At 45.1% G+C, this 26,990-nt stretch carries 23 protein-coding genes and 1 other annotated feature; of the genes, 13 read left to right on the forward strand and 10 right to left on the reverse strand.

The genetic code is table 11. The features are described 5' to 3' along the window. Nucleotides 1-463: 463 nt before the first annotated feature. The 3 genes from clpB to rluD form a co-directional block, all read right to left on the reverse strand. Entirely contained in the window at nucleotides 464-3,037 is a 2,574-nt protein-coding gene (clpB, locus tag ACTS60_RS19940; protein ID WP_440889679.1) for an ATP-dependent chaperone ClpB, read from the reverse strand. Between the two features lie 162 nt (nucleotides 3,038-3,199). Then, nucleotides 3,200-3,928: a peptidoglycan editing factor PgeF gene (pgeF, locus tag ACTS60_RS19945; RefSeq protein ID WP_440889680.1), complete on the reverse strand. Its 729-nt coding sequence runs from the start codon at nucleotides 3,926-3,928 to the stop codon at nucleotides 3,200-3,202. Nucleotide 3,929: 1 nt separating this feature from the next. Then, the gene (rluD, locus tag ACTS60_RS19950) at nucleotides 3,930-4,907 is read right to left on the reverse strand and encodes a 23S rRNA pseudouridine(1911/1915/1917) synthase RluD (RefSeq protein WP_005447961.1); all 978 of its coding nucleotides are present in this window, start codon (nucleotides 4,905-4,907) and stop codon (nucleotides 3,930-3,932) included. Nucleotides 4,908-5,043: 136 nt separating this feature from the next. Here rluD and ACTS60_RS19955 point away from each other — a divergent pair, with 136 nt between their 5' ends. From ACTS60_RS19955 to yjjX, 5 genes are all read left to right on the forward strand, one after another. Next, nucleotides 5,044-5,772 (forward strand): outer membrane protein assembly factor BamD, encoded by a 729-nt coding sequence (locus ACTS60_RS19955; protein WP_440889681.1) that lies wholly within the window; start codon nucleotides 5,044-5,046, stop codon nucleotides 5,770-5,772. Nucleotides 5,773-5,893: 121 nt separating this feature from the next. Further along, complete coding sequence (locus ACTS60_RS19960) at nucleotides 5,894-7,363, forward strand: transglycosylase SLT domain-containing protein (RefSeq protein ID WP_440889682.1); 1,470 nt, start codon at nucleotides 5,894-5,896, stop codon at nucleotides 7,361-7,363. A 376-nt stretch (nucleotides 7,364-7,739) separates the two neighbouring features. After that, entirely contained in the window at nucleotides 7,740-8,066 is a 327-nt protein-coding gene (gene hpf / locus ACTS60_RS19965; protein ID WP_005447957.1) for a ribosome hibernation-promoting factor, HPF/YfiA family, read from the forward strand. A gap of 107 nt (nucleotides 8,067-8,173) precedes the next feature. Next, nucleotides 8,174-8,295 (forward strand) — a sequence feature (Phe leader region). Between the two features lie 12 nt (nucleotides 8,296-8,307). Continuing rightward, nucleotides 8,308-9,486, forward strand: a complete 1,179-nt coding sequence (gene pheA / locus ACTS60_RS19970) for a prephenate dehydratase (RefSeq protein WP_440889683.1) — start codon at nucleotides 8,308-8,310, stop codon at nucleotides 9,484-9,486. A 24-nt stretch (nucleotides 9,487-9,510) separates the two neighbouring features. Continuing rightward, entirely contained in the window at nucleotides 9,511-10,044 is a 534-nt protein-coding gene (gene yjjX / locus ACTS60_RS19975; RefSeq protein ID WP_440889684.1) for an inosine/xanthosine triphosphatase, read from the forward strand. Between the two features lie 81 nt (nucleotides 10,045-10,125). Here yjjX and trpR read toward each other — a convergent pair whose 3' ends face one another. Together trpR and sltY are read right to left on the reverse strand one after the other, a co-directional pair. After that, nucleotides 10,126-10,428, reverse strand: coding sequence for a trp operon repressor (gene trpR / locus ACTS60_RS19980; protein WP_440889685.1), 303 nt, complete (start codon nucleotides 10,426-10,428; stop codon nucleotides 10,126-10,128). A gap of 13 nt (nucleotides 10,429-10,441) precedes the next feature. Further along, nucleotides 10,442-12,388 (reverse strand): murein transglycosylase, encoded by a 1,947-nt coding sequence (gene sltY / locus ACTS60_RS19985; protein ID WP_440889791.1) that lies wholly within the window; start codon nucleotides 12,386-12,388, stop codon nucleotides 10,442-10,444. 374 nt (nucleotides 12,389-12,762) lie between these two features. On the opposite strand from sltY, the gene ettA reads away from it, so the two are divergent. From ettA to ACTS60_RS20000, 3 genes are all read left to right on the forward strand, one after another. Further along, a complete protein-coding gene (gene ettA, locus ACTS60_RS19990) occupies nucleotides 12,763-14,430 on the forward strand; it encodes an energy-dependent translational throttle protein EttA (RefSeq protein WP_440889686.1) in 1,668 nt (555 codons plus the stop codon). Nucleotides 14,431-14,632: 202 nt separating this feature from the next. After that, on the forward strand, nucleotides 14,633-15,001 hold the full coding sequence (locus tag ACTS60_RS19995; RefSeq protein ID WP_440889687.1) for a PilZ domain-containing protein: 369 nt from the start codon (nucleotides 14,633-14,635) through the stop codon (nucleotides 14,999-15,001). A gap of 26 nt (nucleotides 15,002-15,027) precedes the next feature. Beyond that, on the forward strand, nucleotides 15,028-16,029 hold the full coding sequence (locus ACTS60_RS20000; RefSeq protein WP_440889688.1) for a peptidoglycan DD-metalloendopeptidase family protein: 1,002 nt from the start codon (nucleotides 15,028-15,030) through the stop codon (nucleotides 16,027-16,029). Nucleotides 16,030-16,097: 68 nt separating this feature from the next. On the opposite strand, the gene tyrA is transcribed toward ACTS60_RS20000, so the two are convergent. From tyrA to nagZ, 3 genes are all read right to left on the reverse strand, one after another. Further along, nucleotides 16,098-17,225, reverse strand: a complete 1,128-nt coding sequence (gene tyrA, locus ACTS60_RS20005; RefSeq protein WP_440889689.1) for a bifunctional chorismate mutase/prephenate dehydrogenase — start codon at nucleotides 17,223-17,225, stop codon at nucleotides 16,098-16,100. Between the two features lie 24 nt (nucleotides 17,226-17,249). Further along, a complete protein-coding gene (locus ACTS60_RS20010) occupies nucleotides 17,250-18,323 on the reverse strand; it encodes a 3-deoxy-7-phosphoheptulonate synthase (RefSeq protein ID WP_440889690.1) in 1,074 nt (357 codons plus the stop codon). 238 nt (nucleotides 18,324-18,561) lie between these two features. Next, nucleotides 18,562-19,545, reverse strand: a complete 984-nt coding sequence (gene nagZ / locus ACTS60_RS20015; RefSeq protein ID WP_440889691.1) for a beta-N-acetylhexosaminidase — start codon at nucleotides 19,543-19,545, stop codon at nucleotides 18,562-18,564. Nucleotides 19,546-19,645: 100 nt separating this feature from the next. Between nagZ and ACTS60_RS20020 the strand changes: the two genes are divergently transcribed. Together ACTS60_RS20020 and murQ are read left to right on the forward strand one after the other, a co-directional pair. Next, a complete protein-coding gene (locus ACTS60_RS20020; protein WP_440889692.1) occupies nucleotides 19,646-20,758 on the forward strand; it encodes an anhydro-N-acetylmuramic acid kinase in 1,113 nt (370 codons plus the stop codon). A gap of 63 nt (nucleotides 20,759-20,821) precedes the next feature. Further along, nucleotides 20,822-21,748 (forward strand): N-acetylmuramic acid 6-phosphate etherase, encoded by a 927-nt coding sequence (murQ, locus tag ACTS60_RS20025; protein WP_440889693.1) that lies wholly within the window; start codon nucleotides 20,822-20,824, stop codon nucleotides 21,746-21,748. A 68-nt stretch (nucleotides 21,749-21,816) separates the two neighbouring features. On the opposite strand, the gene ACTS60_RS20030 is transcribed toward murQ, so the two are convergent. Both ACTS60_RS20030 and ACTS60_RS20035 read right to left on the reverse strand, forming a co-directional pair. Beyond that, the gene (locus tag ACTS60_RS20030) at nucleotides 21,817-22,146 is read right to left on the reverse strand and encodes a hypothetical protein (RefSeq protein ID WP_440889694.1); all 330 of its coding nucleotides are present in this window, start codon (nucleotides 22,144-22,146) and stop codon (nucleotides 21,817-21,819) included. 110 nt (nucleotides 22,147-22,256) lie between these two features. Continuing rightward, nucleotides 22,257-22,598, reverse strand: coding sequence for a DUF2799 domain-containing protein (locus tag ACTS60_RS20035; RefSeq protein ID WP_440889695.1), 342 nt, complete (start codon nucleotides 22,596-22,598; stop codon nucleotides 22,257-22,259). A gap of 316 nt (nucleotides 22,599-22,914) precedes the next feature. Between ACTS60_RS20035 and ACTS60_RS20040 the strand changes: the two genes are divergently transcribed. The 3 genes from ACTS60_RS20040 to btsR all read left to right on the forward strand — a co-directional run bounded on the left by ACTS60_RS20040 (nucleotide 22,915) and on the right by btsR (nucleotide 26,971). Beyond that, nucleotides 22,915-24,399: a carbon starvation CstA family protein gene (locus tag ACTS60_RS20040; RefSeq protein ID WP_440889696.1), complete on the forward strand. Its 1,485-nt coding sequence runs from the start codon at nucleotides 22,915-22,917 to the stop codon at nucleotides 24,397-24,399. Between the two features lie 139 nt (nucleotides 24,400-24,538). Then, entirely contained in the window at nucleotides 24,539-26,209 is a 1,671-nt protein-coding gene (locus ACTS60_RS20045) for a LytS/YhcK type 5TM receptor domain-containing protein (protein ID WP_440889697.1), read from the forward strand. A gap of 33 nt (nucleotides 26,210-26,242) precedes the next feature. After that, nucleotides 26,243-26,971, forward strand: coding sequence for a two-component system response regulator BtsR (gene btsR, locus ACTS60_RS20050; RefSeq protein WP_440889698.1), 729 nt, complete (start codon nucleotides 26,243-26,245; stop codon nucleotides 26,969-26,971). Nucleotides 26,972-26,990 lie beyond the last annotated feature (19 nt).

A 26,990-nucleotide genomic window follows, 5' to 3' on the forward strand; every position in this document is an offset into this window, starting at 1 on the left:
AATGTTTGAATTGACTGTGCTGAATCTTTCGATTCAATGGTCACTTCGTTTCATTGAAACCTAATTTGAAACCGAAGTTTCTAATTGGATTATCATCAACGAGTGCCCACACAGATTGATAGGTTCTTATTTTTAAAGAGCACACTTTGAAGTTCTCTTCAAAGTGGACGGCCATTTTAGCGAGATAACTTATCGTGTCAAACACTTTTTTAAGTTATTTCTCTGTGAGTTACTTTCGAACTCACTGGCCTTGTTATCTCGACTTCGCTTTACTTGCTTTCCCGTGACAACGGAGGCGCATTATAGGGAGTTCGTTTAGGAACACAAGCCTATTTCCTAAAAAAACTTAGCTTTTTGGTTTGTTCGTACAGAAAACAAACAAAGAGCAGTAAAAGCACAGCAAAAAGGGGGCTAAATCCCCCCAAAGTTTGAACTTAATCCCACTTTAACTGCATTAATGCAATTATTGATGAGCAATGATTTGGTCATTGCTAACAATCAACTGAACTTTCTTGTCTGGCAGTATTTGACCAGCCAAAATCGACTTCGCTAGTGGGTTTTCTACATTCTGTTGGATTGCACGTTTTAAAGGTCGAGCACCATACACAGGATCAAAACCAACCTGAGCAATCAGATTGAGTGCTTTCTCAGATACCTCTAATTGATAGCCTTTCTCTTCTAAACGTTTCGCTAGACGCTCCAATTGAATAGAAGCAATCGACTTAATGTGCTCTTGGCCAAGCGGATGGAACACCACACTTTCATCAACACGGTTTAGGAACTCCGGACGGAAGTGTTTGCTTACCACATCCATCACCTCATTCTTGATACCTTGGTAATCCAGAGTCGCGAAGTTTTCTTGAATTCGAGTAGACCCCAAGTTTGACGTCATGATGACTACTGTATTACGGAAATCAACTGTACGACCTTGACCATCAGTCAATCGACCATCATCTAATACTTGCAGCAAAATATTGAACACATCTGGATGCGCTTTTTCTACTTCATCTAATAAGATGACAGAATAAGGCTTACGACGAACTGCTTCTGTCAGGTAACCACCTTCTTCATAGCCTACATAACCCGGAGGAGCACCCACTAGCCTTGCCACAGAGTGTTTCTCCATGAACTCTGACATGTCAATACGCACCATGGCATCTTCACTATCAAACATGAAGCTTGCAAGTGTCTTACACAGTTCGGTTTTACCTACACCAGTTGGACCTAAGAATAAGAAGGAACCGATTGGTTTATTTGGATCCGATAAGCCAGCTCGGCTACGGCGGATAGCATTCGATACCACCTCAACAGCTTCTGCTTGGCCGATGACACGTTTATGCAGTACATCTTCCATACGGAGCAATTTTTCTTTTTCTGCTTCCAGCATTTTTGAAACAGGAATCCCTGTCTGCTTAGAGAGCACTTCTGCAATCTCGTTGTCGGTAACCTTATTACGTAACAAGGTCATCTCTTGCATTTCTGCTTGAGTGGCGAGGTCTAGTTGCTTTTCAAGTTCTGGAATCCGGCCATATTGTAGCTCAGACATACGATTTAAATCGCCCGCTCGGCGAGCAAAATCCATATCCATACGCGCTTGCTCTAGCTCGCTTTTAATATGTTGCGTGCCAGATAGCGCCGCTTTTTCTGCGTTCCACACTTCTTCTAGCTCTGCGTACTCACGCTCTTTCTCATTCAACTCTTCATTAAGCACCTCCAAGCGTTTTTCACTTGCTTCATCATGCTCATTACTTAACGCTTGCTGCTCAATTTTCAGTTGGATGATTTTTCGCTCGAGCTTGTCTAGTGACTCTGGCTTAGAGTCAATCTGTAGACGAATACTAGAAGCTGCTTCATCAATAAGGTCGATTGCTTTATCTGGCAACTGACGATCAGATACGTAGCGATGAGATAGGCTTGCCGCTGCAACAATCGCAGGATCTGTGATCTCAACGTGATGGTGAAGCTCATAGCGTTCTTTTAGGCCACGTAGAATTGCAATCGTATCTTCAACACTAGGCTCATCCACCAGCACTTTTTGGAAACGACGCTCGAGAGCCGCATCTTTCTCTATATATTGGCGGTATTCATCCAGCGTAGTTGCACCCACACAATGAAGTTCACCGCGAGCCAATGCAGGTTTGAGCATGTTACCAGCGTCCATTGAGCCTTCGCCCTTACCAGCACCTACCATGGTATGGAGCTCATCGATAAACAGAATGACATTGCCTTCTTCTTTAGCTAGTTCATTCAATACGGATTTCAAACGCTCTTCAAACTCACCACGGTACTTAGCACCAGCAACAAGAGCACCCATATCTAATGAAAGCACTCGTCTACCACGTAGACCTTCTGGAACTTCATTATTAATGATGCGCTGAGCCAATCCTTCTACGATAGCCGTTTTACCAACACCTGGTTCGCCAATGATTACAGGGTTGTTTTTAGTACGACGTTGCAATACTTGGATGGTACGACGAATTTCATCATCACGGCCGATCACCGGGTCCAACTTACCCTGCTCTGCGCGTTCGGTAAGGTCTATGGTGAATTTTTCCAATGCTTGGCGAAGCTCTTCCGCATTAGGATCATTGACCTTTTGACCACCTCTGATCTTTTCGATCGCTTGGCTAACTTTCTGCTCGGTCAAGCCCATCTCTTTCAATAGTTGACCAAGCGGACCACGATCTTCTAATGCTGCAAGCAAAAAAACTTCGGACGAGATATAGGAGTCCTGACGCTTTTGAGCCACTTTGTCACATAGATTGAAAAGTGTTCCCATAGAGCTAGACAGCTGAACATCACCGCCGATGCCACTGACTTTAGGCAGTCGATCTAACATTTCACTCAACTTAGAGCGTAAATGAGTCACGTCGACATCTAACATCGTTAGCAGTGGACGAATTGGACTACCGTTCTGATCGAGCAATGCCACCATTAGGTGCACTGGTTCTATATATTGATGATCGCGCCCTAACGCTAGTGACTGAGCATCAGAGATAGCGATTTGAAACTTGCTTGTGAATCTATCAAGACGCATATCTTCCTTCCTAACCTCAATTGAAGAAAATTCTTTTGACAGTTAGAAAGATGGATACGAAGAGAAGGAATTTCAAGGGAGAGGCTTAATAAAGATAGCTTTGCAAAAATGAAGCTATGCATCTCTGCATGTTTTTGATGAACTAATTAGTTCCTATTTAATTTAGTCCTCAATCCAAATAAAAGTGGCTTGTCGACCCGTCACACCATCACGGCGATATGAGAAGAAATCTTCTTTATTTTGGAAGGTACACAGCCCAGAATCAAACACCTTAGTTACGCCAGCCCTGTTAAGACGCTGGGTCGCGAGCTTGGACATATCCGCCAGCCACTTGCCCTCTACATTACGTGGTGTAAATGCTTGATAAGCTTGTGGGTCGAAATCCATAAAGGCTTGTAGAACATCTTCACCGACTTCAAATGCTTTAGGGCCAATTGCGGGCCCAAGCCAAGCAATGACTTCACCAGAAAACAACTCTAAAGCATTTTCAACTATACCATTAGCTAAACCTCGCCAACCGGCATGTACAGCCGACACTTGAGTACCTTGTGTATTAGTCAATAGGACGGGTAAGCAGTCTGCTGTCATAGCAGAACAGACAACATTACTTGAAGAGGTAAATACACCATCAGCGTCGAGCACCTGTGTTGTTGGTACACTTGCTTGGGCAACCACAGTAGAATGAGTTTGGTTCAACCAAATTGGCGCACTTGGCATATTCGCTCGTTGCGCCAACCAATCACGGTTTTTCTCTACGATAGAACTATCATCCCCAACATACGCCCCAAGGTTCAGTCCTTGATAAGGTGCTATTGAAAAACCTCCAACTCTTGTGGATGCAAAAGCTTTGACGTTTTTCGGAGCGGGCCAGTTAGGAATAATCGTCTTCATATTAGAACTCGTCAGGCAGACCGAACTCTTCAGTATCTTTACGCAGTGCCTCTGTCATCTCTACCATGTCATCAGGAACAGGAGCGTGGAACTCTAGCTCTTCCCCAGTGATAGGATGTTCAAAGCGTAGCATTACCGCGTGCAGCGCTTGACGGTCAAAACCACGGATCATAGCTGTTAGCTCTTCCGATGCACCTGTTGGGATGCGTGCGCGACCACCGTATGCAGTATCACCCAGTAGCGGATGCTGCAGGTAAGACATATGCACACGGATTTGGTGTGTACGACCTGTTTCTAGACGTAGACGAATACGTGTATGCTCACGGAAGTGTTCCGCCACACGGTAATGTGTAACCGCAGGCTTACCCAAAGGAGCAACCGCCATAAGCGTACGTTTAGTAGAGTGGCGGCCAATCGGCTGATCCACTTTGCCGCCCGCAGTCATACGACCGATTGCAATCGCTTCATACTCACGAGTGATGTTACGTTTTTGCAGTGCACGTACTAGGCGAGTTTGTGCTGGAACTGTTTTCGCGACCACCATCAGACCCGTAGTGTCTTTATCCAGACGGTGCACGATACCTGCGCGAGGTACTTCGGCGATGTCTGGGTAGTGATGCAGTAATGCGTTCAGTACAGTGCCATCTGGTGTACCCGCACCTGGGTGGACTACAAAATCACGAGGCTTGTTGATTACGATGATGTCTTCATCTTCGTAGACGATATCGAGAGGGATATCTTGTGCTTCCCAGCGCTCTTCATCTTCCAGCTCGGCTTGCAAGGTAATTTCCTCACCACCCATTACTTTGGTGCGAGGTTTAGTGACAACTTCACCATTCACTTGTACTTTCCCGTCAAGCAACCACTCTTTCAAGCGAGAGCGAGAGAAGTCAGCGAACAATTCGGCGATAGCTTGGTCTAAACGTTGACCTAACTGGCTATCTTTTACGGTGTTGGTTAAAACAATCTGCTGAGCCATATCGAACTTTTTTAAAAACTGTGAGACTAATGCTCACGACTGTGGAAAAATAGACTATTACGTCATTGTATCTGTTACTGGAAAGAAAGTAACGGCAGCTTAAGAAATATTTAGATTCAAGGAACAGACTCCTGATATGAAACATCAGACTTTAATAGGCCTTTTAGCGGTATCCCTTCTGTTTGGCTGTGCAAGCAAAGAAGAAATCGTTCCTGATGTGCCACCTTCTGAACTGTATGCAGACGCACAAACGTCTCTTCAAAGTGGTAACTGGCTTTCTGCCATCGAGAAATTAGAAGCATTGGATTCACGTTACCCATTTGGTGCCTACTCAGAGCAGGTACAACTTGACCTTATCTATGCGTACTATAAAAACGACGACTTAGCACTAGGCCTGGCAACGATTTCTCGCTTCATGCGCTTGAACCCGACTCACGAAAAAATGGACTGGGTATTGTACATGCGCGGTTTGAGCCATATGGCACAGGATCGTAACTTTATGCATGATCTATTTAACGTAGATCGTAGCGATCGCGATCCAGAACCAGTAAAGAAAGCGTTTGATGATTTCAAAAAGCTACTAGAGCGTTACCCAAACAGCCCTTATGCAGAAGATTCACAAAAACGTATGGTGGCACTGAAAAACCGCCTAGCAAATTACGACCTAGCTACTGCAGACTTTTATCTGCGTCGTGAAGCATGGATTGCAGCAATCAACCGTGCACAAGAACTTCAAAAATCGTTCCCAGATACTGAAGCCGCACGCAAGTCGCTAGAGATTCAACTTGAAGCATACAAGCAGCTAGAGCTGAAAGACGCAATTGCTAGAACAGAAGAGCTAATCAAGCTTAACCCTGTCAAATAATCTCCAATCGCCACAGCCTAAACTGTGGCGATTTTGTTTTCTCTTCTTATTTTTGCCTCACCCGCTAACTTGATGATTTTATAAGCGCTACATATGCTTAAAGTTCTCCTTCACCATCAGCATGGATGTGAACGTGACACTATCAAAGTTATGGACGGGACTGTTACTCCTAGTCTCCGCTTCGAGTTTTGCGCTCGAACTCTCCCCGCTCAGGCAGCCTCCCTACACTGGAGACCTCGATGTCATTAAAGAAAAAAATGTACTACGGGTCTTAGTATCAGCTGATTTAGGGTTCTATTACATCGAAGGCGGTGAACCCAAAGGGATTGGGGCTGAGTTATTAGCGCACTTTGAGACAGACCTAAGAAAACTCAAACCTAAACTCAATATCCAAATCATCCCAGTCTCTCGTGATGAACTTTTACCTTCTCTTGAGCAAGGCTTAGGAGATTTGGTGGTGGCAAACCTTACCATTACCGAAGCACGCAAAAAACAAGTCGACTTCAGTGATCCTGCGATTACAGGTATTGAAGAATGGGTAATCACCAACAAAGATATCCCAGCAATGACCAAGATCGAGCAACTGAGTGGCAAAGAAATTTGGGTACGCGCTAGCTCAAGCTACTTCGAAAGTATCCAAACGCTAAATAAAAAACTCAATAAAAAAGGCTTGCCTCCTATTGTGGTGCATTTTATTGAAGAAACACTACAAGACTACGAGCTGGTTGGAATGCTCAATAATGGTTATGTCAAAGCGATTGTTCTTGATAGCCATAAAGCCAAGTTATGGTTGAACGTTATGTCCGATATCCGTGCACACACCAAAATTCCAGTTCGAAAAGGAGGCGAGATCGCTTGGGCAATGCGTCACGATAGCCCCGAGTTAATGAAGGTGGTAAATAAATTTATTCGCACGGCCAAATCAGGCACCCTACTTGGTAACGTCATATACGGTAAGTACATCGACAATACTAATTGGCTAAACAAGGCATTGAATCCGAAAAAGATCGCCCAGCTTGAAAAGCTCTCGTCTCTGTTTTCTAAGTACGGAGAGAAATACGAATTCGACTATCTGCTCATCGCTGCAGTAGCCTATCAAGAGTCACGATTTGATAACAGCTTAGCCTCTAGCCGCGGTGCGGTCGGCATTATGCAGATCTTACCAAGCACGGCAAACGATCCTAATGTGAATATCAAGAACATCCATAACTTGGAAAATAATGTCCATGCGGGCGTGAAATACCTGGCTTTTCTGCGTCGCTACTACTTTAGCGATAATGCCATCACTAAAGAGAACAAGCTCTATTTAACACTAGCAGCATACAATGCCGGACCAGGAAATGTAGAGAAAATGCGTAAGCGTGCTGCTCAACAAGGTTATGACCCCAATGTATGGTTCAACAATGTTGAAGTGGTGACACGTAGAAGCTTAGGAGAAACGGTGAGATATGTAACCAATGTGAATCGCTACTACGTTATCTACAAACAGTTAGAAAGCCTCGACCTTGCTAAGACACTCGACAATGTTCTGTTGGTTCCAGAAGATCCTGTCTTTATGACGCCGCTACGCAAAATCACCCAAACGCCTTAAACGACACGCTAAGAACCAAAAAACCAAAAACGCCGCTCGATAATTGAGCGGCGTTTTTGAATCTAACTTACTGTGCACTTTAAGAGTGATCTGATTCACATCTTTGTTCTGGTTAATTTTTGACTAACTAGAATTACAGGCCGTATAACTCCCCTAAAAACGGAAGAGTTTTCAGCTCAGTACTTTACCCAATCTAATGATTTAGCATCCGATAACAAGCAATTTTCACATAAATCTCAACAGTTCTTGAGTGAGATCACATTCGTTTTCCATCTTGAAAAACCCACTCAAAAAAGTGACCTAGATCACATTCTTTTATCCTCAAAGCGGTAATCTGAATTCAACCCATGAGGGATGACACAGAGGAAAAACATTTATGACAATGAACATCACTGGTAAAAACATCGAAATCACCTCTGCAATCCGTGCTCATATTGAGAGCAAATTTAAAAAGCTGGAGAAATGGCAAGTAGACATCATCGGATGCCAAGCAACATTCAGTGAGGAACCAAATAAACAGAAGAAATTCGAAGCCGTTATTAAAGTTCCTAAAGGCCAGCTAATCGCCTCAGCAACTCACGAAGATCTTTACGCAGCTATCAATGAAGTGGAGCAAAAACTAGAACGACAACTGAATAAGCTGACCCACAAACCTGAAGCTCGACGAGCGAATAAGCCTGAGTTAGTGGAAGAAGAAGAGTAAACGTCCAGATTGAGGAAGTAGCGCCGAAAGGCGCTATTTTTTTGCTTGACGCTCCCCGCCTGCTTGCTTATTGTGTTTAAACACTCACAAATTAAGCACTATTTATGCATTTAACTCATCTGTTTCTTTTTGACTTCTTTTTCCTTCCATAGTTGGAGGGGCTAACTCGTTTGTGAAAGAAAAGTCAAAAACAAACAGAAAGCCTCCCAAATTGGGGGGCTTTTTTATAAGGAAAGAATTGATGACTGACCAACCTATTTCCCTGGATGAAATTCGTTTACGTTTGAATGAGCTTGATGACGAGCTTTTGAGTCTGCTGTCTGAACGACGCAAACTCAGTATTGAAGTAGCAAAAAGCAAAGTCCAAACCTCAAAGCCTGTTCGTGATGCCGTCCGTGAACAGCAACTTCTGGTAAAACTGATTACCAATGGTCGTGATAAATACGAACTCGACGCTCAGTACATCACCAAACTTTTCCACACCATTATTGAAGACTCGGTTCTTCTGCAACAAAGTTATCTACAAAACCTAGTTAACCCACAGCAGAGCCGCAAGCCACTAGCTCGCGTAGCCTTCCTTGGTGCAAAAGGCTCATACTCCCACCTTGCAAGCCGTGAGTACTTCAGCCGTAAAAATACAGAGCTGATTGAGCTTAATTGTGATCACTTCAAAGAAGTGACTCAAACAGTGGAATCTGGCCATGCTGACTATGGTGTTCTGCCAATTGAAAACACCAGTTCTGGCTCTATCAACGAAGTGTACGATCTACTACAACACACTACGCTGTACATCGTTGGTGAACTGACTCAGCCTATTGAGCACTGCCTAGTCGCAACCAAAGATATTCGTCTTGAGAACATCAAAACACTTTACTCACATCCGCAGCCACACCAGCAATGCAGCGAGTTCCTAAGCCGCATGAAAGGCGTGAAACTAGAATCTTGTGCAAGTACTGCAGATGCGATGCAAAAAGTGCAAGAACTTAACCGCGATGACGCAGCTGCAATTGGTAACGCTTCAAGCGGTAAGCTTTATGGTCTACAAGCAATCCAAGGAAACATCGCAAACCAAACTGAAAATCACACTCGCTTTATCGTCGTAGCACGTAAACCAGTAGAAGTGTCAACGCAAATTCCAGCCAAGACCACGCTAATCATGTCCACTTCACAAGAAGCTGGTTCTTTAGTAGAAACCCTGTTGGTTTTGCAACGTTTTGGCATCAACATGACCAAATTAGAGTCTCGTCCAATCATGGGTAACCCATGGGAAGAAATGTTCTATGTCGACCTTGAATCCCATCTAGGTTCTACAGAGATGCAGCAAGTATTAGATGAGCTAACAAAGATCACTAAGCATTTGAAAGTATTAGGTTGTTATCCAAGTGAGAACGTCAAGCCTACTCAAGTAAAATTAAGCTAATGGACTACGATAGGTAAAAAGATCATGGCAACCCAAAAAGTCGTTATCGCTTCCTTAAACCCAGCAAAAATCAAAGCGGTAGAGAGTGCGTTTCAAAGCGCATTCCCTAAGCAAAGTTTTGAGTTTGTTGGTGTCAGTGTACCGAGTGAAGTTGCGGATCAGCCAATGACCAATGACGAAACTTATCTTGGCGCGCTTAACCGAGTTCGTAATGCAAAAGTGGCAATATCGAATGCAGATTTTTATGTCGGTTTGGAAGCGGGAATCGAAGGGACAGTGACATTTGCTTGGATGGTAATTGAGTCTGACACACTCCGAGGTGAATCTCGTTCGGCGAGTCTGATGTTACCACCAGAAGTACTACAGAAGCTTGAGCACGCTAATGAACTTGGCGATGTAATGGATGAAGTGTTTGGTACCGACAATATCAAGCAGAAAGGTGGGGCAATTGGTTTGCTGACTCAAAACCAGCTAACGCGCAGCTCAGTCTATCACCAAGCTTTGATTCTGGCGCTAATCCCATTTACCAATCCAGAGCACTTCCCCGCTAACTTGTAGTAATGGTAAAAATCACATAGTAAAAAGGGCGGTAAATCCGCCCTTTTTGCCGTCTGTACCTCAGGGAGTTCGACTCAACGGTTATTGAGCTCCCTGCTCTAACAATACCTTAAGCTTATCTTTGTCAGTACCTGACTTTGACTTCAGCTCATTTGAGCCACGAGTAATCGTTGCAATACCAACCCCCAGCATTTGACTGATCTGACGTTGTGACAACTCGCCTTTGAGAAGTTCATTTAGGATATTCACGCGTGCAGTGAGCGATTCCCTCTCATCCGGCGTCATTAGCATGGTCAACAGCATCTCGTGCTGCTGGTTATCCACACTTGAGCGGATCAGTTCAACAATCTGCTGCCAGTCTTTGTACTCAGGTTCGTGTGACATCAAGTTACCTCACTCAATACTTGGTATTGATCTCATTTGGGGTCAAGAACGCACCATCGACACCTAAAAGGTCACGGTAATAGGTTTCAAACATCAAAATGTTTTGCACATAACCGCGGGTCTCTTTAAATGGAATCGCTTCGATAAAGGAATAAGCATCCACTTTACCTTGAGTTCGCTCTCGCCACGTTTTTACTCGGTTTGGCCCAGCATTATAAGCAGCGAGCGCAAAAATACGATTATTATCGTAATCCTCCATCAAACCTTGCAAGTAGTGGCTACCAATTTCGATATTTTTACCCACATTGTACAAGTCCTCCGTACCTTGATACTTAAGCTTGTATTTACGTGCAGTATACTTTGCGGTTGCTGGCATGATTTGCATCAGACCTCGAGCACCAACTGGCGAACGCGCTTCTGAATCTAGAGCGCTTTCCTGTCGAGCCAGTGACATCATTGTTATCGGGTCGATATTGTGCTTCTCAGCATAGAAGTTAAACCACCAGCGGTGAGCAATTGGGAAACGTAATGGAATGTTATCCCACATTTTTGCTTGAATACTCGCCGTAACCGTTAAGTTATGCCAACGCTTAGAAGCTGCATAAGCTGCCAACATAGTTCTTTCTTCTTTACTCACTCGACCAAGTAAATGAGACCACTCACTCTTTGCAGCCGCAATTTTATCTGTCTCGATAAGCTCTTCAATTCGAGTTAGAGAGCTCTGGTATGGCTTGAGTACTCTCTTTTCTAACTTAACTGTTGATGATGGATATTTTATCGACTGGCCAATCGCATTGGCTGCCGCAACACTATAAAAATTACGTTGCCCTACTAACTTCGACAGTCTTTGCTTACCTGCGACTTCATCACCCAGTGCAATCTCACTACGTCCTAACCAATATTGCCACCGAAGCGAACCTTGCTCTTCATCATTAAGCACCGCGATCCACTTTTGTACCCCTTGCCAATCACCGTTTTGAATCGACAAACGAATGCGGCTCTCAATCAAAGGTAAATGTTCACTGGTTTTCGTATTGTCATCACGCCACTTAGCAAGTGAATCTGATTCTGTACGAATCAAACGGATTGCAATGTAATCGGCTAGTGCTTGCGCTTTTTCGGGAGAGAATTTTTGTCCTTTCACGACCGCCGCGTAAGCCTCTTGTGCTTGCTTGGTGTTCTTGCGTGCAAGTTTCTCGAGTGCATATTCACTCTGAGCCCGGTTGAAGTCATTTGCAGGTTGCTTCTTAGCAAATGCAGCGACCGTTTCTGGCTTATCAAACAACGCTTTCATCGCTTTAGCTTGTTGCTGCGCTTTTGCTGATTCTGGCAGTTTCTGCAGGTAACTGATCAAACTACTATTTCGCGCATCAAACGCCAATAGCATGCGTTGCAAGATCATGTCATCAGTACGGCCGCCCGCTTTATCCCAAGCAGAAAATAACGGATCGCATTCATCGGCAATGCTCTTACCTCGCAGCCACATATGTTCAGCACCTTTAAAGGCCGCAACTTGTTTTCCTTGTTCTAGCTGAGCAACATAAAAAATGCACTGATAGCGCTCACCACTTGGCTCAAACTTCTGGAACTCGGTAATGGTTTTCCAGTCTTTCTGGCGATACAGGCTATCTAAGTAAGGCGCTCGAATCCGACGTGAAAATGGAAAAGCCTCATGGTCTTTAATAAATTCATCCACCTGTTGTGGAGACTTACTCGATAATTGCCTCAGAAACACACGATAATCCACATAAGGCGTCAATGGATAATCGGCAATTTTAGAACGAATAGACAAGTAACCATCAATGTCATTCTCATCTAATAAATTCTGTGCCTGCTCATAAACTTGGCGCTGTTTCTCAAGGCTCAGCGCTGCATTTGCTGATACGCTAACTGCACATAAAGCGGCTGCGTAGCATACTGTTTTAGCCAATTCAGATACGTTGAATTTCATGTGCGTCATTTTCCCCAGACGTTTATCACTGCAACGCTTGCCACTGGTGAACCCAAAGAATGGCAAGTCGTCAAGCATATGCATCTATTTACACCGTATTCAGCACTTATTGTAAAGCGACTTGATGTAATAAATGTTGTACTCGTAAAACTTTTGAGCCTTTTAAGACCAATAAATTGCCACTAACTCATCCATCACGGTGAACTATTGGTATTTATTTATAGGCGAACAAGAAAAGTGTATACCCTAACGTTGTGAGTTTCCGGTCAGCAAGAAATCAGAAATAGAACTGACCGTGAATTTCTTGCATTGCGGTAACAAAACTCAAGGAGTTGGTATAAAATAGAGCCTTTGAATGACAGTTAATTTAGGAACGATCGGCAATGGCTGAATACGTATATACCATGTCGCGGGTGAGCAAAATCGTGCCACCTAAGCGTCAAATTCTTAAAGACATCTCTCTAAGCTTCTTCCCAGGTGCAAAAATCGGTGTTCTAGGTCTGAACGGTGCTGGTAAATCTACACTGCTACGTATCATGGCTGGTATCGATACTGATATCGATGGTGAAGCACGCCCACAACCAGGTCTAAACGTAGGTTACCTGCCTCAAGAACCTGTACTAGACGAATCTAAAACGGTTCGTGAAATCGTTGAAGAAGCCGTTTCAGATGTTGCTGACGCTCTTAAGCGTTTGGATGCGGTATATGCAGCGTATGCAGAACCAGATGCAGATTTCGACGCACTTGCAAAAGAGCAAGGCGAACTAGAAGCGCTAATTCAAGCGAAAGACGGTCACAACCTAGACAACGCGCTAGAGCGTGCTGCAGATGCTCTTCGTCTACCTGAGTGGGATCAAAAGATCCAACACCTATCAGGTGGTGAGCGTCGCCGCGTTGCGATTTGTCGTCTGCTTCTAGAAAAACCAGACATGCTACTACTAGACGAACCAACCAACCACTTGGATGCTGAGTCTGTTGCATGGCTAGAACGTTTCCTAGTTGACTACACTGGTACTGTAGTTGCGATTACCCACGACCGTTACTTCCTAGATAACGCTGCGGGTTGGATCCTAGAACTTGACCGTGGTGAAGGTATTCCATGGGAAGGTAACTACACCTCTTGGCTAGAGCAAAAAGATGCGCGTCTACAACAAGAAGCGTCTCAAGAAAAAGCTCGCCAAAAGACCATCGAGAAAGAACTTGAGTGGGTTCGTCAAAACCCTAAAGGTCGTCAGGCAAAATCTAAAGCACGTATGGCGCGCTTTGAAGAGCTACAAAACACTGACCACCAAAAACGTAACGAAACCAACGAGCTGTTCATCCCGCCAGGTGAGCGTCTAGGTGATAAAGTTATCGAAGTGAACAACCTGACTAAGTCATTTGACGGTCGCGTTCTTATTGATGACCTATCGTTCAGCATGCCTAAGGGTGCAATCGTAGGTATCATCGGTGCCAACGGTGCAGGTAAATCTACTCTATTCAAGATGCTAAGCGGCACTGAGCAGCCAGATTCAGGTACAATTGAACTGGGTGAAACAGTGAAACTGGCGTCTGTTGAGCAGTTCCGTGACTCAATGAACGACAAGAACACGGTATTCCAAGAGATTTCTGAAGGTGCTGATATCATTAAGATCAACAACTTCGAAATCCCAGCTCGTGCATACTGTTCACGTTTTAACTTCAAAGGTTCAGACCAACAGAAAGTGATTGGTGAGCTATCTGGTGGTGAGCGTAACCGTGTACACCTTGCTAAACTGCTGAAAGCAGGCGGCAACGTACTACTACTCGATGAGCCAACCAACGACCTTGACGTTGAAACGCTACGTGCACTAGAAGAAGCTCTACTAGAATTCCCTGGCTGTGCAATGGTTATCTCGCACGACCGTTGGTTCCTAGACCGTATCGCTACGCACATCATCGATTACCGCGATGAAGGCCAAGTTAACTTCTACGAAGGTAACTACAACGAGTACATGGAATGGCTGAAGAAGACCCTTGGTCCTGAAGCAGCTGAGCCACACCGCATCAAGTACAAGCGCGTATCTAAGTAACTTAGACGCTGTATTGATATGCCAGATGGTGTCTAAAAACCACCTGTGCTTGTAATTTGTTCAAAGGTCGCTATCATGGCGACCTTTGTTGCATATTTAGCCATAATCTTATTTAAAAACCACAGTTTTTGAACCAAGATCGAATAATTAGCGCGCTTTCTGATAGACTAGTTAGTCATATCGACCAAAAAAAGAAAGTGCTATGACGGAACGACGCCGCTTTTCTCGTATTATCTATCGTGTACCTGCTACGCTCACACAAGGGCTAAACCAGCTCGATACCACAATTCAAGATTTGTCTTTGCACGGATTGCTACTCAGAACAAGTTCGTCTGCAGAGTTAGATCTCCACTCTCCTGTCGAAATCTGTTTCGCATTTTCTGAATCAGAACAAAGTGTTTGTTTGACAGCAAATATAGTAAGTTTGAATCAGAACGCCATTCGGCTTAGAATTAGCAGCATTGATATTGATAGCATTAGTCAATTACGACGTTTCATAGAATTGAATGTTGGTAGTGATGAACTCCTGAATCGAGAGTTAGAGCACCTTTCAGATCTCGGAGCGGAGTAATTCACAACTCAACTCAGTAAAGAGCCATGTCTAAAAAAATAACCATGCAGATCCCAACTAAAAACGGAGATCAGCTATTTTATTTGGGTCGCCCTTCGATCCTTGCTATTTTTGCATCCCTGTTCGCACTTCCTGCGGTGATCGGTGGCGCTTGGTACTTAAATCAACAACAAGTTGAAAACCAAGAGAACCTAAACCAAACCATTGCGAAGCTAGAAAGCGAAAAAGCCCAAATAACAGCGCTATATGAAGAGCAATTGGATACTAATCATGCTCTATCTCAATCGCTTACAGATAAAAACAACCAGATCCAACTACTAGGCAAACGCGTCTTTGATGTTGAGTCAGTACTTGGCCTTGCAGATGAAGAACTGATCGGAGAAGAAAACAGTCTCGCTCTAGAAGAACGTATTGATGCAGCCGCTATTGACTCTGCAGTACGTGCGACGATGTTTCGCTTGATCCCCAACGACAGTCCGATGACTTATCAGCGCATCTCATCGCCATATGGCAGCCGTATTAATCCAATTTCAGGGAAACGTCATGTCCACACCGGTATTGACCTAACCTGTAAACGTGGTGAAGAGATCCTCGCTCCCGCTGATGGTGTGGTTGAAACGGTTCGCCCAAGCAACAAAGGCTACGGAAACTATCTAACTCTGCGACACTCTTTTGGTTTCTCAAGCTCTTTTGCGCACCTAAACAGATTTAAGGTCAAGAGTGGTCAGTTCGTCAGTAAAGGCGACGTGATTGCAAAATGTGGTAACTCTGGCAATTCAACCGGTCCACACCTTCACTACGAAGTACGCTTCCTAGGTCGCACATTAAACCCACGTTACCTAATGGACTGGACACCGGAAAACTTCAACTCCGTGTTTGAAAAAGAGAAGATGGTGAAATGGGGCCCATTAGTTCAGTTAATTGATAATGTGGTTCGCCTGCAAATCAATCTAACCAACTCTCCGTACCGTGATACCAGCATCAACACAGTATCGAGTGAAGACAACAGTGGCACCTCGACCAACTGATAGTTTTCAAAGTCTTCAAATAAAAAGAGCAGCCCGTGAGCTGCTCTTTTTGCATTTTAAATTAGTACTTATCCACGATGGATATTATCGTTAGCTTGTTTGAGCAAGTTCTGGCTCTCGTTCATAAATTGCTGAGAGTACTCACCAAACCAATCACTGACTTGTTCAAAGCTTTCAACGAATTCTGCTTTGTCTTTGCTATCCAAAATGCTCAGCGCGTCACCGAAGCGTTGATGGAAACGCTTAATCATGTCGATGTTCTCTTGCGAAGAGAGAATGATGTCACCGTAGAGATTTGGATCCTGACCAAACAGACGCCCTACCATCGCCAACTCCAAGCGGTAGATTGGTGAGCTCAGTTTTAGCAGTTGTTCGATGTTAGGATTCTCTTTGCTTAGGTGCATGCCATAAGCAAACGAGGTGAAGTGGCGCAACGCCTGAATCAGCGTCATGCCATGATCGTGCTCTTGCGCATCGATTTGGCACAAACTTGCGCCCCAAATACCAAACTGTTGCAGCAACCATTGGTATTGATCGTTACCACGGCCGTCACAGTACACTATCACCTGCTTTGCTAGGCTCGGTACATCGGGGCCAAACATAGGGTGCAAACCAACTACTGGGCCTTGGTGCACATTCAACATTGCTTGTAGCGGCTTAGACTTGATAGAAGTCAGGTCACACAGAATACAATCTTTTGGTAGGTTACCTAGCTTTTCAATCACGCCTTCTGTTAGATGAATCGGCACAGTAACCACCACCAGACCCGCATCTTTCAAGATGTCATCTGCATGATCCCAGTCTTTACTGCCCAGCACTTTCACTTGGTAACCAGACAGCTTAAACATTCGACCAAACAGACCACCTAACTGGCCATTCCCACCAATAATGACCACTGAGCGCAATTCTGGGTTCAAACACTTAAAACCGGAATCTTTCTCGCTGGCATAAGACTCACGCATGGTTCGACGAAGAATGTCTTCAATCAGCTGTGGGGGGATCCCCATCTTTTCTGCTTCAGCTCGTCGTGATGCCAACATAGCTGCCTCACGATCTGGGGCGTAAATTGGCAAACCGTGTTCGCTTTTTACTTCACCCACTTTCTCTACTAGAGCTAAACGCTGAGCCAGTAGCTCCAACATTTGCTTATCGACTGCATCAATCTGATCGCGTAATGCGTTAAGTTCAACTGCCATTGATGTTCCTTAAATCCCGTGTTGTTAGCCTTTTAGACGATTCTCTAAGAAAGGCACCAGCTCTTCGTGTGCATGACGTAATAGTGCCTCAGTTGAATCCCAATTGATACATGCGTCGGTGATCGATACGCCGTATTTCATCTCTTCGAGTGACAGGTCTGAAGATTGGCTACCTTCATTGATATGACTCTCAATCATCAAGCCAATGATCGACTTATTACCCTCACGGATTTGGTGAATCACATCCTCTGCGACCAATGGCTGACGGCGGTAATCTTTGCGGGAGTTAGCATGGCTACAGTCGACCATCAAAGAGGCATCAAGACCAGACTTCGCCATTTCTTGCTCACATTCCGTCACTGACACTGAATCGTAGTTGGTTTGCTTACCACCACGTAAAATCACATGGCCATTTGGGTTGCCTTGTGTCGTCAGTAGCGCCACTTGACCTTCGCGGTTAATACCCATGAAACGGTGACTAGAAGAGGCTGCTTGCATCGCGTTAACAGCGGTAGCCAAGCTGCCATCCGTACCATTCTTAAAGCCGATAGGCATAGAAAGACCACTTGCCATCTCACGGTGAGTTTGTGACTCCGTAGTACGAGCACCGATCGCTGCCCAACTAAAGGTATCTGCAAGGTATTGTGGGCTGATTGGGTCAAGGGCTTCTGTTGCTAACGGGATTTCCATCTCTGCCAATTCAACCAGCAGTTCACGACCAACATGCAGACCATGCTCAATGTCGAAGCTGCCATCTAGGTGTGGGTCATTGATTAGGCCTTTCCACCCAACGGTGGTTCGAGGCTTCTCAAAGTAAACACGCATTACAATATACAGTTGGTCGCTTAGTTGTTCTGAAAGAGCTTTTAGACGCTTAGCGTAATCCTTCGCAGCCTCTACGTCATGGATGGAACATGGTCCACATACAACAAGTAGGCGATGATCTTTTTTGTGAATGATGTCTGCGATAGTTTGACGAGACTCTTGGATGAAACGTCGCGCCTTTTCACTTAGAGGAAGCTTAGCTTTTAGCTCCTCAGGTGTGATAAGAACTTGTTCTTCGCTGATGTTGATGTTGCTCAATTCACTTTTTTGCATAACTTCGACCTGTATATTTTTATTTACACCCAACCAAATTCTTGGTGAGAAAACTAAGCTTTATCGACAAGATAACAGGCTAAAAAAGAAATACAAGCGTACACAATAAAAAACATTTAGTGTAAATATAAATTTACAATCAAAGAAAAACCGAAGTACAGAGCACTTCGGCTTAAAATAGGTGTTTTTGGCAGTTTACATATATACCCAAGTAAACCATCAATCAGGGTTTACATGATTAACCAATCAATCGCTTCATAGCTTCAGAGGCCTCTTTCCACTCTTGCGAGAGTTTTAGCTCGCTTAGAGAAAAACTTTGCTTCTTCAATAAGGCATCAGCAAGAGGAACAGAAGTGATTGGCAGATTATCAAGCACCTCAACTTGCGCATCGCGCTTGTTGCAAACCAGCAGCATATCGCAGCCAGCGTTTAATGCTTGTATACCCCGCTCGGCTGGCCCCCCCATGATCGCAGCGCCTTCCATGGTCAAGTCATCAGAGAAGATCAAACCTTTAAAGCCAAGTTGCTGGCGCAGGATTTGTTTTAGCCAATACTCAGAGCCACTAGCAGGTTGGTCATCATAATTAGGGAAAATAACGTGAGCAGGCATCATCGCGTCTAAGATGCCAGAATCGATTTGCGCTTTGAAGATGGCCATATCCTGTTCGAAGATATCACTGCGCTCATCGTATGGCGTCTCTAGGTGTGAATCGGCAATCACACCACCATGGCCCGGGAAGTGTTTACCTGTTGTAGCCATACCGACACTCTTCATGCCCTGCATGTAAGCGGTGCTATGACGCAAAATTGTATCCATATCCTCACCAAAAGCTCGGCTGCCGATCGCTTTACACTGGTGACCTTTATCCAGTACTGGGGCAAAGCTTAGGTCGATGTCATGAGCAATCAATTCTGCCGCCATCAACCAACCGCCCATGCGTGCCAGTTCTTCACTGTTTTGGTGCTTGGCGTATTCGTCTGCCGCCGGAATCAGTGAGAAGCCTTCACGGAAACGCTGAACACGCCCACCTTCTTGGTCAACACCAATCAAAATCGGACGCTTAGCCGCTTTACGGATAGATTGGGTAAGAGCTTGAAGCTGTTCGCTGTCGTGGTAGTTACGAGTAAATAAAATCAAACCTCCAACCGTTGGATGCTCCAAAATTTCTCTGTCTTCTGCGGTCAGTTCATAACCTGCAACATCAACCCATAACGGTCCCATTGTTTCTCCTCAAAATCGGCTGAATATCTCGTATTCGATGAGGTTATTCGCTTCAGAATTGCTTTACAATAAGTGAATCGAAGAATTGACGGAATCGACTGTGAATCTTAACAATCTGTACATCGGTGTGATGTCTGGAACCAGCATGGATGGCGTGGATACGGTACTGGTAGAAATTGAAGATAGCCATGTTCGCCTGCTCGCCTCTGATGACTATCCAATGCCTGCTGGCCTTAAACAAACCCTATTATCGGTTTGCACTGGACAAAATACGAACCTAAAAGCCATTGGCGAGCTCGACCATCAACTTGGTCATCTGTTTGCCGATGCAGTGCTACAGCTATTAGATAAGTCTGGCTATTCTGCTGACCAGATCCGAGCCATTGGCAATCACGGTCAAACCGTATTCCACCAACCAACCGGCGATCTACCTTTCACCACCCAACTGGGTGACGCTAACATCATTGCTGTTAAGACTGGCATTGACACCGTGGCAGATTTTCGTCGCAAAGATATGGCATTAGGTGGACAAGGTGCACCACTCGTTCCGGCGTTTCACAAAAACATCTTTGCTATGCAAGATTCTACAACCGTGGTGCTTAACATCGGTGGTATTGCCAATATCTCGGTACTGTATCCCCAGCAAGCGGTGATTGGCTATGATACTGGCCCAGGTAACATGTTGATGGATGCATGGTGTGAGCTGCATACCGGACAAGGCTTCGACAAAGACGCCCTATTTGCTCTGCAAGGCAATATCGATACAGCATTACTGACTCAACTCTTAGCAGAGCCTTACCTCGCAATGTCAGCGCCCAAAAGCACAGGGCGTGAGCTGTTCAATATTGACTGGCTGCATAAACAGTTAGCGAATTACGACGTTTCTGCACAAGATGTACAACGCACACTTTGTGAATACTCTGCGGTGACTATCGCAAATGAAGTGGAAAAGTTCACTTATGGTCAAAAACCTCAACTATTAGTGTGTGGCGGTGGAGCAAGGAACCCACTACTGATGCAACGTTTAACAGCGCTTCTGATTCAGTGGCAAGTCGCGACAACGAACGACAAAGGCGTTGATGGAGACTACATGGAAGCGATGGCATTTGCTTGGCTTGCACAGCGACATATCGACGGCCTGCCGAGTAACTTACCTGAAGTGACTGGTGCGAGCCGTCTTGCTTCACTCGGTGTACTCTATCCTAAAAACTAAATGCGTTGTGTCAGACACAGCGACAAAATAAATCAAAATCAGTATTAAAAGGCTTAAACCATTATGACAAATGACGCGCTTATTGCTGCTCTTGCCCACCTTGTATCAGAGGGTCGCAACCCAGATACGATGGACATTGACTTACTTCCATCTCTGGACATCGTTCAGCGCCTTAACCAGCAAGATAAACTGGTCCCACTTGCAGTAGAGAAAGTGCTACCTGAGATCGCCCTCGCGGTAGAGAAGATCACCGATGCATTTAAAGTCGGCGGTCGTCTGATTTACATGGGCGCAGGCACCAGTGGCCGCTTAGGCGTGCTTGATGCATCTGAATGTCCGCCAACCTTTGGGGTGTCTGACAAAATGGTGATTGGTTTGATTGCAGGTGGTCCCGAGGCAATTCTCAAAGCCAAAGAAGGTGCGGAAGATTCTCCTACTTTAGGTGAGCAGGATTTGAAAGACATCGAGTTCACCAATCGTGATGTGGTGGTCGGCATTGCCGCTAGCGGTCGCACGCCTTATGTAATTGGCGGTTTGGAATACGCTAACGAAATTGGCGCAACCACAGTTGCGCTTTCTTGTAATCCAGACTCACCAATTGCAGACATCGCTAATATCGCAATTTGTCCAGTCGTGGGGCCAGAAGCTTTGACAGGTTCAACACGTTTGAAATCGGGTACCGCGCAGAAGCTGGTTCTGAACATGCTGACCACAGCAAGCATGATCCGTTTGGGTAAGAGCTACCAAAACCTGATGGTCGATGTGAAGGCGACCAACAACAAGCTCGTTGCACGCGCGGCGCGAATTGTGATGCAAGCGACCGATTGCAGCAAAGAACAAGCAACCGAAGTGCTCAAACAAACGGATTACGAAGTGAAACTGGCGATCTTAATGATCCTGACCGATCTTGATATTGAATCTGCTCGCGCGCATTTGCATCACCAAGATGGTTTCTTGCGTAAGGCAGTGGAAAGCCACCAGCCTAAATAGTGGGATGATAAAGTCAAAGCAAACAAAAAGGAGACCTCCAAGTCTCCTTTTTCGTCTGGTATCAAGAGTTAGTCTTCATACAACCACTCATCAAACTCTTGGTTAAGCTTGTCATTCGCTTTGCGTTTGATGTGATCGGGATTCGTCATGTTCTTAACATTATCCACTTTGTTGGTGTACTTGCGCGTGGTTTGGTTTACTTCACGCTTAACCTGATTCTCTACATAAGTGCCATCGGTGATCTCTTTGATATTACGCTTAGTATGATTGATGGTGTTGGTAATACGATGCTTGTCATGATCGTACTTACGCTTCATCTTTATCGACTCTTTCAATACGTTGGTTGCACCAACCGTTAGGGGAAAGAGCGCCAATGCGACCAAAAAGATCTTCTTCATATTTCTATTTCACTTCTGATTGAATCTGATACCACCAGTAAACCAAAGCAATAAAATTCAAATGTCAGAAGATTAACAGGGAAGATTGCCGTCTTGATTATGAAACAGAACTAGTTGCTGTATTCGTTCCAGCCGCGTTGCCATTCCATACGGAACTTCTGTGCTTGAGGCGTACCTTCACATACACCTTCATAATATTGACCAGACAAGCCCATTTGGTAAGCGAAATTCGGATTACAGTATTCCGTCACGCCTTCTAGATAACCTTGGTCGTAATCACCTTGCTTAGCGTTACCGAATTGATTGAGCTCTTTCACCGTGCGAGAGGTGTGTCCGGCAACACCATCTTGATAACCGATCTGATACCAATCACCAGATTGCGCCAATTCTTCCGTGGTTGCCGCACACCCAGCGAGTAAAGCCAGCGCCAAGCCTAACGTTGCCTTTTTCATGATTCTTCCTTAACTAGTTGTTTTCCAAACAAGCTTACCACTAAAGCCTGTGCTTTGCCGCTGCTGTGTCGATTTAACCTCTGAGTTTCCCCAATGGCCACTCACGATACATAACGACCATTGAGTACCGAATTCCACCACTCAATGGATGTCCCGACCACTAAGCAAACGATAAAACCACTTAATCCTTATATCGACCACTCGCTTCTCTATTCGACCACTCATCCACAGACTGAATGCACTTAACAAAAGAGGCGAATACCATACAACCTGAGCTTAAAAAATTACCCTACCTAATAAACCAAGGACAATTGCTATGATGTGGTTTCTAACCTGTGTCGCAGCCCTCATCGGCGGATACTTCATCTATGGCGCTTTCGTTGAGAAAGTTTTCGGTATCAATGAGAATCGCCAAACGCCTGCCCATACCAAAACCGACGGTGTTGACTACGTTCCAATGTCAACCAAACGCGTTTACCTCGTTCAACTGCTTAACATTGCTGGTGTTGGTCCTATCTTCGGTCCAATCATGGGTGCCCTATACGGCCCTGCTGCAATGCTGTGGATAGTTGTAGGTTGTATCTTCGCAGGTGCAGTACACGATTACTTCTCAGGCATGCTTTCTGTTCGTAACGGCGGTGCATCAGTGCCAACGATTACTGGTCGCTATCTAGGTAATGGCGCAAAACACTTTATGAACATCTTTGCCATTGTCCTATTGCTTCTTGTTGGTGTGGTATTCGTATCTGCGCCAGCAGGCATGATTACTAACCTAATCAACGACCAAACCAGCCTAAACGTAAGCATGACAACCATGGTTGTGTTGATTTTTGCTTACTACATCATCGCGACAATTGTTCCTGTTGATAAAATCATCGGTCGTTTCTACCCACTGTTCGGCGCACTCCTGATCTTCATGTCTGTTGGTCTAATGACAGCAGTGGCATTCTCTAGCGAACATACCGTAATGGGCGATTTCCAAGTGAGCGACATGCTGACTAACCTGAACCCGAACGATATGCCGCTATGGCCAGCGTTGTTCATCACCATCGCGTGTGGTGCAATTTCTGGCTTCCACGCAACTCAGTCTCCACTGATGGCGCGTTGTATGGAAAACGAGAAAAACGGTCGCTTCGTATTCTACGGTGCAATGATTGGTGAAGGTGTTATCGCACTTATTTGGTGTGCTATCGCTCTGTCCTTCTTCGGTACTCTAGACGGTCTTGCAGAAGCGGTGAAGAACGGCGGTCCTGGTAACGTGGTATACAGCGCTTCATTTGGTCTGCTAGGTGTTTTCGGTGGTGTGATTGCTTTCCTTGGTGTGGTTATTCTGCCAATCACATCGGGTGACACAGCGTTCCGCTCAAGCCGCCTAATTCTTGCTGAATACTTCGGTATGGAACAGAAAACACTGCGTAACCGCCTGCTAATGGCTGTACCGTTGTTCGTTATCGGTGGCATTCTGACTCAAGTAGACTTCGGTATTATCTGGCGTTACTTCGGCTTTGCGAACCAAACAACAGCAGTAATGATGCTTTGGACTGCATCGGCTTACCTACTACGCCATAACAAACTGCACTGGATTACAACAGTACCAGCGATATTCATGACTACCGTGTGTGCAACTTTCATTCTAAATAACAGCACACTAGGTTTTGGTCTACCGATTCAAGTATCAACTATCGCAGGCGTTCTATTTGCACTAGCGACAGCGGGTTACGTTATCAAGATTTCAAAAGGTAAAGGCGAAACAGACCTAGCCGACGAAGAGAAACCACAAGCAGCTTCAGAAACCGCATAATGAATCCCTTCGCTTGCTAACCGATTCATTATCAATGTCTGGATAAAACCAAGAGCCTGCCCTTTGCAGGCTCTTTTTGTTTCTCTTCGAAGATTTAATTCACTTACAATAAAAACATCATTTTTAGGTTAGGTTCGCTATGGAACTGGTCATCTCCCTTTTACAACAAATGTGTGTTTACTTAGTGCTGGCTTACATGCTGAGTAAAACGCCAATCATTTTGCCCCTGCTGAGTATCTCCTCTCGCCTCAGTCATCGGCTCATTTGTTACGTACTCTTCTCTGGCTTTTGTATTCTAGGCACCTACTTCGGCTTGCACATTAATGATGCCATTGCCAACACTCGTGCTATTGGCGCAGTGATGGGAGGCCTGTTTGGCGGCCCAGTAGTGGGTTTTGCAGTGGGATTAACCGGAGGCATTCACCGCTATACATTAGGCGGCTTTACAGATTTAGCCTGTGCAATCTCTACCACGGCAGAAGGCTTGATTGGCGGCCTGCTACATGTCTACCTAATTAAGCGAAAAAAAGGCTCGATGCTGTTTAACCCCAGTGTCGTCTTCAGCGTGACCTTTGTAGCAGAGATTGTACAGATGATCGTCTTACTCGCCGTTGCCAAGCCATTCGACCAGGCCTATGAACTCGTTTCAGCAATTGCTGCTCCGATGATCATTGCCAACTCAGTTGGTGCAGCCCTGTTCATGAGTATCCTGCAAGATCGTAAAACCATTTTTGAAAAGTACTCAGCGACCTTCTCTCGCCGCGCATTGAGCATTGCCGACCGCTCTGTCGGTATTCTTAGCAACGGATTTAATAGTGAGAACGCCGATAAAATTGCCCGTATCATCTATGAAGAAACCAAAGTCGGCGCGGTCGCCATTACCGACCAGGAAAAAATTCTGGCTTTCGTTGGTATTGGTGATGATCACCATAGGCCAAATACTCCAATTTCATCACAAAGCACACTCGATTCGATGGAGAAGAACGACATCATCTACCTTGATGGCAGTGAACGCCCTTACCAATGTTCATTAGCACAAGATTGTAAACTGGGCTCTGCATTGATTATTCCTCTACGCGCAGGGAAAGAGGTGGTGGGCACCATCAAGCTTTATGAGCCAAAACGCAAACTGTTCTCGACAGCCAATATGTCAATGGCGGAAGGGATTGCTCAGCTTCTTTCGAGCCAAATCTTGTATGGTGATTATCAGCAGCAACAAACCCTGCTGGCTCAGGCAGAAATCAAACTGCTTCACGCTCAAGTGAACCCACACTTCTTGTTTAATGCGCTAAACACCATCAGCGCCATCACTCGTCGAGATCCAGACAAGGCGCGAGAACTGATCCAAAACCTGTCGCACTTTTTCCGTAGTAACTTAAAACAGAACATCAACACCGTAACGCTAAAGGAAGAATTGGCTCACGTGAACTCCTACTTGTCGATCGAAAAGGCGCGCTTTACCGATCGCCTAGAAGTAGAGATTGATATTGAACCTGAACTGCTGGATATCAAACTGCCAAGCTTCACCCTTCAACCTTTGGTCGAGAACGCTATTAAGCATGGTATTTCCAATATGCTAGAAGGTGGCAAAGTGAAGATTTACAGCCAAGCGCATGCACAAGGGCACCTGATTACCGTAGAGGACAATGCTGGGAGCTATGAGCCGCCAAAAGAGAATCATTCTGGTTTAGGGATGGAAATTGTTGATAAGCGCTTATCGAATCAATTTGGGCGTGATTCAGCGCTAAAAATTACCTCTCAGCAGCACCAATTTACTAAAATGAGTTTTATCATTCCCCATTCACAATAAACACTGTCAACTCACTTAAGAAGGTAGTCTTGGATGTTAACCGCTCTCGTCATTGATGATGAACAGTATGCTCGTGAAGAGCTGGCAGAACTATTGGATGAAACCGGTCAGATAGAGGTGATTGGCAATGCATCAAACGCCATTACTGGACTCAAGAAAATCAATGAGCTAAAACCTGACGTGGTGTTTCTAGATATCCAAATGCCTCAAGTGACGGGAATCGAACTGTTAGGCATGCTCGATCCAGAAACCATGCCTTATGTGGTGTTTGTTACCGCTTACGACCAGTATGCTATTCAGGCTTTTGAAGACAACGCATTTGACTATCTACTTAAACCAGTAGACCCGTGTCGCCTGACCAAGACGGTGAAACGTCTTAACAAAGTGATGAGTCAATCAGCCCTCACTCAACAATTGTCAGCCATCGCCCCCGAGAGCCTAGACCAAATTCCATGTATTGGGCACAACCGCATTGTGATCATGGCAACCGAAACCGTTGAATGCGCTTACAGTGACATTAGTGGTGTACATGTCCGCTCCGCAAGTCAAACGGCAAGCACACAGTTGACGCTAAAAACCTTGGAAGAGAAAACGCCACTAGTACGTTGCCATCGCCAATATCTTGTTAGCACCAAAGCTATTAGCGAAATAAAGTTACTGGAAAATGGACTGGCTGAAATCATCACCAAAACCGGCTTTGAGATCCCGGTGAGCCGTCGTTACCTTAAAATACTTAAGGAAATGCTAGGTATTAGCCACTAGGGTCTGACTCTGACGGAGC

The sequence above is a fragment of the Vibrio sp. WZ-1 genome, from assembly GCF_052037695.1.
Lineage (GTDB): Bacteria > Pseudomonadota > Gammaproteobacteria > Enterobacterales > Vibrionaceae > Vibrio.